The sequence below is a fragment of the Victivallis lenta genome (assembly GCF_009695545.1).
Lineage (GTDB): Bacteria > Verrucomicrobiota > Lentisphaeria > Victivallales > Victivallaceae > Victivallis > Victivallis lenta.
Genome location: NZ_VUNS01000028.1, coordinates 54469 through 63708, shown reverse-complemented (window position 1 = coordinate 63708; position 9240 = coordinate 54469). Strand labels below are relative to the sequence as shown.

The following is a 9240-nucleotide window of genomic DNA, read 5'->3' as shown; positions in this document are numbered from 1 at the left end:
GTTGCCATCGTTTCTCCTATCGGGTTGAGTCCATTCGTTATGTTGTATTCTCATGTAATATACTGCAACCCAAGAGGTTTGCCTCTGTTTTAACTTTAATTTTACCTGTTATTTCACGGATTTAGGTGTAATGAGAAAAAAATCATGGTTACGCCGAAAAACCGGCTTGCGGAGTATTACAAGTATCTCGGCATAGTGTATCGGGAATTTTTCGCCGATATGGAGAATTTTATGCGTGGGGAACTTGGCATCCGCGTGCCGATTGGCGATCAGAACAATGGTGGCCCGTCAAATATATTCCCGGAACAGGTATTCCAATATGGCTTTTTCGACAATCACCCGTATTGGGATCACCCTCAGTTCCCGCAATGGGTCATCAAAAACAAGAGCATGATTGCCTGTGGATACCCGAACTTACGCGTATTGGCATCTTATTTGAACGTGCCGCTTTTCTGGACGGAATCGAACTTTGTTTACCCTAATTCCTTTCGTTCAGAGGAGGGGATGATCTATGGCGCTTATGCCTCCTACAAAGGGCTGAATGGCATCTGGCATTTTGATTATTCGCACAGTCGGGAGCGGATGTTCAATAATACGGAAATCGATTGTTTTGATTCGGTCAATGATCCGGTCAAATGGCTGTCCGAGCGTATGCTGGTGTTGCTGTTCCGCCGTCAGGACGCCACCCCCGGTTTCAAGCGCATTGCCGTTGCCGTGAAGCCAGGGACGCTCTACAACAACGTGCCCTCTGACGTGCGCGAACTGGCTCTGGTAGCGCGTGCCGAACTGGTGATTCATGAAGGGAACGGTCGGTTTTCGCCGGAACTCAACCCGGATACGGTCGCGATTTATTCCCTCGATGAAAAACTTCAGCAGCGACATACGTCCGTACCGATCATCAACGGTGATCATTCGGAAAGCGCAGTCGAAAAATTGCAGAAGCTGCTCGGCATCCAATTTGCCGACGGCGATACCCTGACGACGCTGAATGGAGAAATTACCACTGATTTCAAGACAAACTCCGCTCGGGTCGTTACGCCGCGCCACGAGGCGTTTGTCCTGCCGGCCGGAGAGGAGGAGAAAGGCTCGTTCCTGACCGTCCGCAACGGGAATGTTTTCGTGACGGCCGGAGCCGCCGCCATGGATGGAAAGCCGCTGGCGGATTCTCAGAAGGTTCTGCTGATGCATATCTCCGATGTTCTGGCGCGCGGCATGACGTTTGATAGCGCAGATCGGACGCAGGTTACCAATTATGTGGGGGGTAAACCACTGGGGCGCCACGCCCAGTCAACGTTCCTCCTTCCGGAACGGGCGAAAAAACTCTACGCGATTGATCTGGACGGAACCCGTATTGCGGAAATTCCGCTGATCGAACAGGGGGATTCCCGCAGCTTCATTGCCGATACCACGCGTTATCCGGGACATCTGGTTTTCGCGTATGAACTGCTTTGTGAATAACGTTCCGTTTGGTATATGATGGGGTGTTTGTCCTAAATTTTGTGAAAGAATGGATAGTATGCCAATGAGCATTGATTTGCCCTGACTCATAATAGTACACGGAATTCTATTTTTCAAGTTCACAAGGATTTCCCCTCGCTTCTTCCTCAAAGAATCCTGGGGAATCTTCTGCTGACTATTGCCGGAAATCCAGAGGTCAATTTTAAATGAATAGAAAGTTCATGGCTTGAAACAATCTTTGTCTTCACAAAATTCGGGACATTATCAAATAATTTCACACTTATCGAATTGCTGGTTGTGATAAGTATTATTGCGATCCTGGCGGCCATGCTGCTTCCCGCCTTGAATCAGGCGCGCGGCAGGGCCCGGACGACCAAATGTACCAATAACCTCAAGTCGGTCGGGATGGCGAACATGGCTTACAGTGACGACAACAGGGGCTTTGATGTACCGTTTAACATGCCGTCTTGGAGTTCGTATTCCGTATGTGCCGGGTTTTATCCGTATTTCGGAATTTCCCCGGTCCGTGAAAGCGGAACTCCCTGGAAGCTGGCCTGGGGGAAGCGTGAAATAGTACCGTTCAACCGCCTCTGTCCGGAGAAGATCGGGATTGCGGCAGGCGGCGACGGCCTTTACAATATGAACACTTACGCCAAAAACGGGACGGGATTGCCGGGCGAGAGTACCAGGGACTGGCTTGTCCACTTTTATCCCAAAGTGGTGAATCCTTCGCAAAAATTGCATCACACGGAAACACTGAACCTGTCGACCAATCCGCCCGGAGCGCCGTGGAATCTGGCTTGGTGGAGCTGGAAAAGGAAAACGGAAACTTCCTATTTCACTGGAGAGGGAGTGCATTTCATTCACTCCAAAAGAGCGAATGCACTGTTCTTTGACTGCCATGTTTCCCTGGTAAACAGCACGGAGCTTTTCCGGGAAGAAGTGTGGGAAGTATATAAACGGTAAAGATTTCATAATCAACTGAAATTAAGGATTGATCAGCAGGATGAAAAAATTCTGGATACTGCTTCTGGCAATCACGGCGGCTGCCGCCGCGACGGCGGCGGAACTGCCTTCCGTTGTTCAGGTGAAGAGCAACGGTTTTCTCAAACTCGGTCCCGCCGAGTTGAGTGTCCGATGTTTCAATGACAAGTGGGCGACTGCAAAATGGGAGATGGACGCCGCCCGTATCGGACGGCAGGGCGGAAGCGCGTCCGGCACGATGTGGTTCGGGGGAGATTCGATTCGGATTACGGAAACGATCACTCCGCTGGAGCCGTCCGGTTTCCTGTTTACCGTGAATGCCGTATTCCCGCATCCGATGGCAATCAACGTTTTCTGCGCTTCGCTCGACCTCCCGACCGGCAACGGTCCTTTCGACGTGACGGTTGATGGCCGGAAGCTTGATTTGCCGGAAAAATTCACCGACCGGTATATCGCCGGAGCCAAAGAGGCGAAAGAACTGACCGTTGTACTCACCGGAGGAACTACACTGCGTTTCAAGGGAAATTTCACCCTCGAAGTGCAGGACAACCGCAAATTCGGCGGCGACCGGCTGTCATTGCGGCTCTGCGGCACCCCCGGTTCCGGCAAACTCTCCGAAAGCCGGATCGACCTTGCCGTCACGGTTGAAACCATCCGGTCCATGCCGGTCGATATTTCGCAGGCTGTGAATTTCGGTTTTGCCGATGACGTTGCCGACGACGGCCGGGGCGGCTGGAGTGATCAGGGGGCGAACAACGACCTGCGTTCCTTCACGCAGCGCAAAGTGCATCTTGAAAACATCACATTCAATATCATTGATCCCGCTCGAAACGGAGGAAAGGCCGCCATTGTGATGGGACGCACCGTTGCGAAGCGCCGGGCTGCCGTCGAACTCCCGTCAGACACCGAGGCCCGTGCCGTCACCCTGCTGCATGCTTCCGCCTGGACGCCTTCCGGCGGTAAGCCGCTCGGATATTTGAATGTGACTTTCGCGGATGGTTCACTCCAGAAGATTCCGGTTTCCCTTGCGGACGACAGCGGCAACTGGTGGAATCCGTTTCCCCGCAAAAACGCCGCAGTTGCCTGGAAGCACGAGAATCCGGCGGCGCCCGTCGGACTTTACGCCGCTCCTTTTGCATTGAAGCGCAGCGATCCGCGCCGGCTTGAATTTCAGCTCAATCCGGAACACGTTAACGCCATGTGGATGATTGCCGGCATCACGCTTGCCGACCGGCCGTTCCGGTTTTCCCGCGCGGACAACGACGTCCTGCTTGCCTCCGGAAAGGAGTGGCTGCCGCTTGAATTCACCAAGGAAATCGTGGCGGGCAGCCCGCTCGACTTCTCGCGCTATACGGAGGCTCCCGCCGGCAGATACGGCTCGATCATCGCCCGTCCCGACGGAACGCTCGGTTTTGAAAAGGCTCCGGGAAAACGGATTCGCCTTTACGGGGCCAACATTTGTTTTTCCGCCTGTTATCTGGAAAAGGCGGAAGCGGACAAGCTTGCCGCGGATTTCCGCAAACTCGGTTATAACAGTCTGCGCATTCACCATTACGACGGCCTCCTCGTTGATCCGGAAGCCCCGGACAGTGTGACCTTCGACGCTGCCCGGCTCGACAAGCTCGATTATCTCATTTTCGCGATGGCGAAACAGGGAATCTATACTACCATTGACCTCTACTCCGCTCGCGCGTTCAAACCCGGTGACGATATTCCGGAACTCCGGCTCTGTGAAAGAGCCGGCCTGAAAGCGTTGCTGCCGATCAGCCGGGCTGCTATGAATAACTGGAAGGCATTCAGCCGCAATCTCCTGGAACACCGCAATCCCTATACCGGTTTCCGCTGGAAAGAGGATCCGGCGATCTGGATGTTGAACCTGGTCAATGAAGAGCCGCTGAGCCTCAATTGGTCGGCGGCCGCCCCGCTCTACCGGGAAAAGTATGCTCAATGGGCAAAGAACAATGGGTTTCCCGCCCGGAAAGACGACCGCCGCTTCCGGCAGTTCCTGAATGAGCTTCAGAATAAGGCGCTGGAAGAACAATTGCGTTTCCTGCGCGATGAGATCAAAACGAAAATACTCCTGACCAGCCTCAACAACGGAGCGGAGCAGGCTGATCTGGTGCGGCTTCGGCATCAATTCGACGTGGTGGATTCCCACGGTTACCATGACCATCCGACCTTCCCCGAAGCGGCGTGGCGGCTGCCGAATGCTTATTCGCAGACGTCCGCCATCGCCAGAAAAGCGCAGGTGCCGCGTGAAATGATGGCAGCCCGCATTTTCGGCAAGCCCTTTGTTATAACTGAGTTCAATTTTGTGAAGCCGAATCTCTACCGTGCGGAAGGCGGACCGCTGATCGGTGCTTATTCTGCGCTGCAGGATTGGGATGGGCTCTACCGATTCGCGTGGAGCCACAGCCGGAATTCGGTTGTCGGAATCAATCCGCCGACGATGTTCGACGCCGCGAACGATCCATTGGTACAACTTTCCGACCGTATCGCAGTCCTGATGTTCCGCCGCGGCGACGTCGAAGCGGCAAGGGAGAAATACGCCATCGCTGTTCCCGACGATCTTTTCGATGCCGGCAGGATGCTCAGTTTTTCGGAAACTCCGGCTCTTCTTCAACTCGGGCTGATCGCCCGAATCGGTTCGTCTGCCGGTGATGCCCCGCTTCCCGGCGGAGTGTTCCGGCTGCCTTTTTCCGCAACGTTCAATCCCCGCTCGACCCATAACGGACGCATCCGCGGACTTTGGGAAAAGACGGTGAAAAACGGCATTGCCCGCAGCTCAACCGGTCAGATCACTCTGGATTCCGGGGCGAAAACATTTGCAGTGACAACTCCGCGTTCCGAATCTCTGACGTTACCCGGCGGCGAACTTGCCGGGAACCGAATGCGGGTTTACGACGCTTCGACTTTCCAGACGGTTGCCGCTTTATCGCTCGACGACTTGCCGCTGGCTGAAAGCAGAAGCATCCTGCTGCTGCAGCTGACCAACCTCGATAATACCGCCGCTCATTTCGGCAATACCGAGTTCACTCTGCATCGCGCCCACGGACACTTGCCCATGCTGCTTCGCCGCGGCGCCGCGACCGTTGCAATCAAGTCGAATGTTCCCTTTCGGGTAACGGCACTCAAAACCGACGGTTCCGAACTCGGTGAAATCAAAGGAACGTTTCAGAACGGCAGTTTTGCGTTTCGAGCGGATACCGCCGGCTTTCCCGGCGGCGTGATGGCATACCACCTGACCCGCTGAGACGGCCCGGCGGGAACGGCGGTTTATTTCTCCGGCGGCGGCGTGCATGCCGGAGCGGGGGCGAGATTTCCGGCGGGGGAGGCGTATCTGCGGAACGGGTCCGTTTGCATTTTCCGCGCGGCGGTGTATGGTATGGATACCGGCCGCCGCCGGAAACACCGGTCCGGCGGCTTGCAACAGAGGAGGAGAGAAGATGGAGAGTTGTTCAAATGCCAATGGTTCGAAGTTCGGAAAGGCGGAGGTTTTTTCTCCGGCCGGGCTGGTTGCGTATGCGGAAGGCGCGGTCGTCAGCCGCACCATCGTCGAGAGCGGCGGCGGCACGGTGACTTTGTTCGCGTTTGCCGAAGGGCAGGGGCTCAGTGAGCACACCGCTCCCTTTGACGCGCTGGTGAACGTGCTCGACGGCGAGGTGAAGATCGCCATTGCCGGGAAGCCGCATCTGCTGAAGAGCGGGGAGAGCATCATCATGCCCGCGAACATTCCGCACGCGCTCTCGGCCGTTACCGCCTTCAAAATGATGCTGGTCATGATCAAGGCGTAACGCCGTCGAGTTCTGAATGAACTTAACGGATTGCGGCGGAGCGTCCGACCCCGCCGCAATCCCTGCGCCCGGACACCGGAGAACTTTGCCGCAGTTTCAAAAATACCTCTGATCCGCACTTGAAAGAGTGCGGGTCCCGGGTTACTTTTAGAAGCATGGTCCGGCGAATGAATCCAGGGAAGTTCCCTCGGGGCCGGAAGAGGGCGGAAGTATGTACGAAGAAGGCGCGTCCGGCGACGCGGTCACATCCAGAATCTATCGGGACGAGCCGATTCCGAGAACGGCGGCCCTGCTCGCCGGCGCCACCCCGCCGGAATACCGGGAGATGCGGAAGCTCGCCCGGAGCTACAGCATTTACGAAAATTCCGAGGCGATCATCTTCTATAAGCAGGGCAAGTTCATGGAGGAGTTCGAGGACGACTTCGACTTCGGCGGGGAGTTCGTCCGCTATTTCCCGACCTATCAGGCCATGAACGACCGGCAGCTCCGCGGCTATTTCTCCTGGCGAACCCGGGTCCGGCGCGGCATCGTCGAAAAAACTTCGCTCTCGTTCGCTTTCGTCTACCTCTATGAGCTGCTGAACCAGATCGGAACCGGCACTCCCGAGGAGGGCTTCCGCAGGCTGAAAAGTTTTCACGAAGCTTACGGGCAGATCGATTCGGCCATCAACCGCTACGCCAGGCTGTGGCTCCGGGATTACGTCGTTTACTACAACCTCGACAGATCCCTGCTGGACGGCTGCCCGGATGCGGAGGCCGACCGGGCGATCCTGACGCTGATGAATTACGGCTCGCACAGTACGGACGAGGTGTTTGCGGCCCTGGTCTCCCTCTCGCCTTACCGCCTTGAAAACTCCGGATTTTTCAAGCAGTATCCGGACGATGTGAAAACCGTGGTCGCCGGCGTGTTCGCATCCCTGTCGGAGTATTACGGCAAAAACCGGCGGAACAGCCTCTGCGAAAAATTTTTCGGCAAACTTCAGACCGGCACGAGCTACAATATGTTCCGTTCCGCCGTCTTTTTCGACCGCATCCGGCGGCGGGAGTATGTCTACGAGATCAACGATATTTACCGATACCGCTGCAGCGGCGGCGGCTGGAGTTGCGACCGGTTTCTGCGCTACAAGGACAAACTCCGGCAGATCGGGGCGCTGCTGAAGAGCATCGACGCCCTCATGCGCCTTCAGTACGGTTTCAAATCCGCATTGAAGGAGGAAAAGACCACCCGGCTGTTCCAAAGCATCATCAATGCCGAAATCGGGAAGCTTCTTGAGGCGAAGCGGAAAAGCGCCCGGTCCGAAATCACGCTGGACCTCTCCCGGCTTTCCCGCATCCGCGAGGCGGCGCTCGCGACGCAGAACCGGCTGATTGTGGAAGAACCGGAAGAGGCCGCCGGTCCGGCAGTTGCGCCGCCCTCCGCTCCGCCGCCGGAAACGGGTCCGGCGGCTGCTGAAGAGGCCGCGCTTCTTCCCGACGCCGAATACGGCTTTCTCGGCTGTCTGCTGGACGGCGGGGACTGGGGGACTTTCGCCCGGGAGAGGAGTCTCCTGCCGTCGGTACTGGTCGACTCCATCAACGAAAAGCTGTTCGACCGCTTCGGAGACACAGTGATCGGCTATGATGCGGAAAAGCCGGAAGTGATCGAGGATTATAGAGAGGAATTGAGAGGAATGATCCGGAAATGAAAATACCCAGACGCATATCGACCGTCATCATCAACTCCCTGAAAGGCGGCGTGGTGCCGCGGATCGGGCTGCCGTACATCACGGTCGGCCGGGAGACGGAGATCGACGCCCTGCTGCACGACGTCGACCTGATCGCGGAGGGCGGCGCCTCCTTCCGCTTTATCGCAGGCAGGTACGGCAGCGGCAAAAGCTTTCTCCTGCAGACCATTCGCAATTATGCCATGGACAGGAACTTCGTCGTGGCGGACGCGGACCTCTCCCCGGAGCGGCGGCTGCAGGGCACCCGGGGGCAGGGGCTCGCCACCTACAAGGAACTGATTCAGAATATGTCCACCCGGACCCGTCCGGAGGGCGGCGCGCTCACGCTCATCCTCGACCGGTGGATCAGCAGCGTTCAGAGCGAAACGGCGCTCGAGAGCGGGCTCGCGCCCGGCGACGACGGCTTCGGCCGGCTGGTGGAGAAGAAGATATACGCGGTGATCCACTCCCTGAACGAGATGGTTCACGGCTTCGATTTCGCCCGGCTGCTGACCATCTACTACCGCGCCGCCCTCGACGGAGACGACGGGGAAAAGGCGAAGGTCGTCAAGTGGTTCCGCGGCGAGTATGCGAATAAAACCGAGGCCAGGGCCGAGCTCGGCGTCAACATCGTCATCACGGACGACGACTGGTACGAGTACATCAAGCTTTTCGCCATGTTCCTCAAGAAGGCCGGTTACAGTGGTCTTCTGATCCTGATCGATGAGCTCGTCAACATCTACAAGATCCCGAACAGCATTACGCGGCAGTACAATTACGAAAAAATCCTGACCATGTACAACGACACGCTGCAGGGGAAGGCGCGCCATCTCGGCATCATCATGGGCGGCACGCTCCCGTGCATCGAAGATACGCGGCGCGGGGTGTTCAGCTACGAGGCGCTGAAATCCCGGCTGGAGGCGGGCCGCTTCGGGTGCGACGGCGTCCGGGATGTGCTTTCGCCGGTCATCAGGCTTTCGCCGCTCACCAACGAGGAGATGCTTGTGCTGATCGAGAAGCTCGCCGCCATCCACGCCGGGCTTTTCGAATATGAACCGGCCCTGAGCCAGCAGGACCTAGTCGACTTCATCAAAATCGAATTCAGCCGGATCGGGGCGGATACGAACATCACGCCGCGCGAAGTGATCCGCGATTTCATCGAGCTGCTGAATATCGTGTACCAGAATCCCGGAATCGATGTCGCCGGGCTTCTCGGTTCGGAACAATTCGAGTTCGCCCGGACGGAGATCGACGGGGAAGCGCCGGATAAAGAGTTCGAAGAGTTCGAGATCTGAGGACGCC

At 56.8% G+C, this 9240-nt stretch carries 6 protein-coding genes; all 6 read left to right on the top strand.

What is annotated here, in order from left to right; genetic code table 11:
- Window positions 1-144 precede the first annotated feature (144 nt).
- The 6 genes from FYJ85_RS18850 (at window position 145) to FYJ85_RS18825 (ending at window position 9233) form a co-directional block, all read left to right on the top strand.
- Entirely contained in the window at window positions 145-1458 is a 1314-nt protein-coding gene (locus FYJ85_RS18850; protein ID WP_154420201.1) for a hypothetical protein, read from the top strand.
- Window positions 1459-1668: 210 nt separating this feature from the next.
- On the top strand, window positions 1669-2424 hold the full coding sequence (locus tag FYJ85_RS24335; protein WP_420856501.1) for a type II secretion system protein: 756 nt from the start codon (window positions 1669-1671) through the stop codon (window positions 2422-2424).
- Window positions 2425-2464: 40 nt separating this feature from the next.
- Window positions 2465-5695 (top strand): protein kinase family protein, encoded by a 3231-nt coding sequence (locus tag FYJ85_RS18840; protein ID WP_154420199.1) that lies wholly within the window; start codon window positions 2465-2467, stop codon window positions 5693-5695.
- A gap of 193 nt (window positions 5696-5888) precedes the next feature.
- Window positions 5889-6236 carry a cupin domain-containing protein gene (locus FYJ85_RS18835; protein ID WP_154420197.1) on the top strand — a complete coding sequence of 116 codons (348 nt, stop codon included), beginning with the start codon at window positions 5889-5891 and terminating at the stop codon, window positions 6234-6236.
- A 211-nt stretch (window positions 6237-6447) separates the two neighbouring features.
- Entirely contained in the window at window positions 6448-7920 is a 1473-nt protein-coding gene (locus FYJ85_RS18830) for a TerB N-terminal domain-containing protein (protein WP_154420195.1), read from the top strand.
- Window positions 7917-9233 (top strand): ATP-binding protein, encoded by a 1317-nt coding sequence (locus FYJ85_RS18825; RefSeq protein WP_154420193.1) that lies wholly within the window; start codon window positions 7917-7919, stop codon window positions 9231-9233. The genes FYJ85_RS18830 and FYJ85_RS18825 overlap by 4 nt, the downstream gene beginning before the upstream one ends.
- Window positions 9234-9240: the final 7 nt, after the last annotated feature.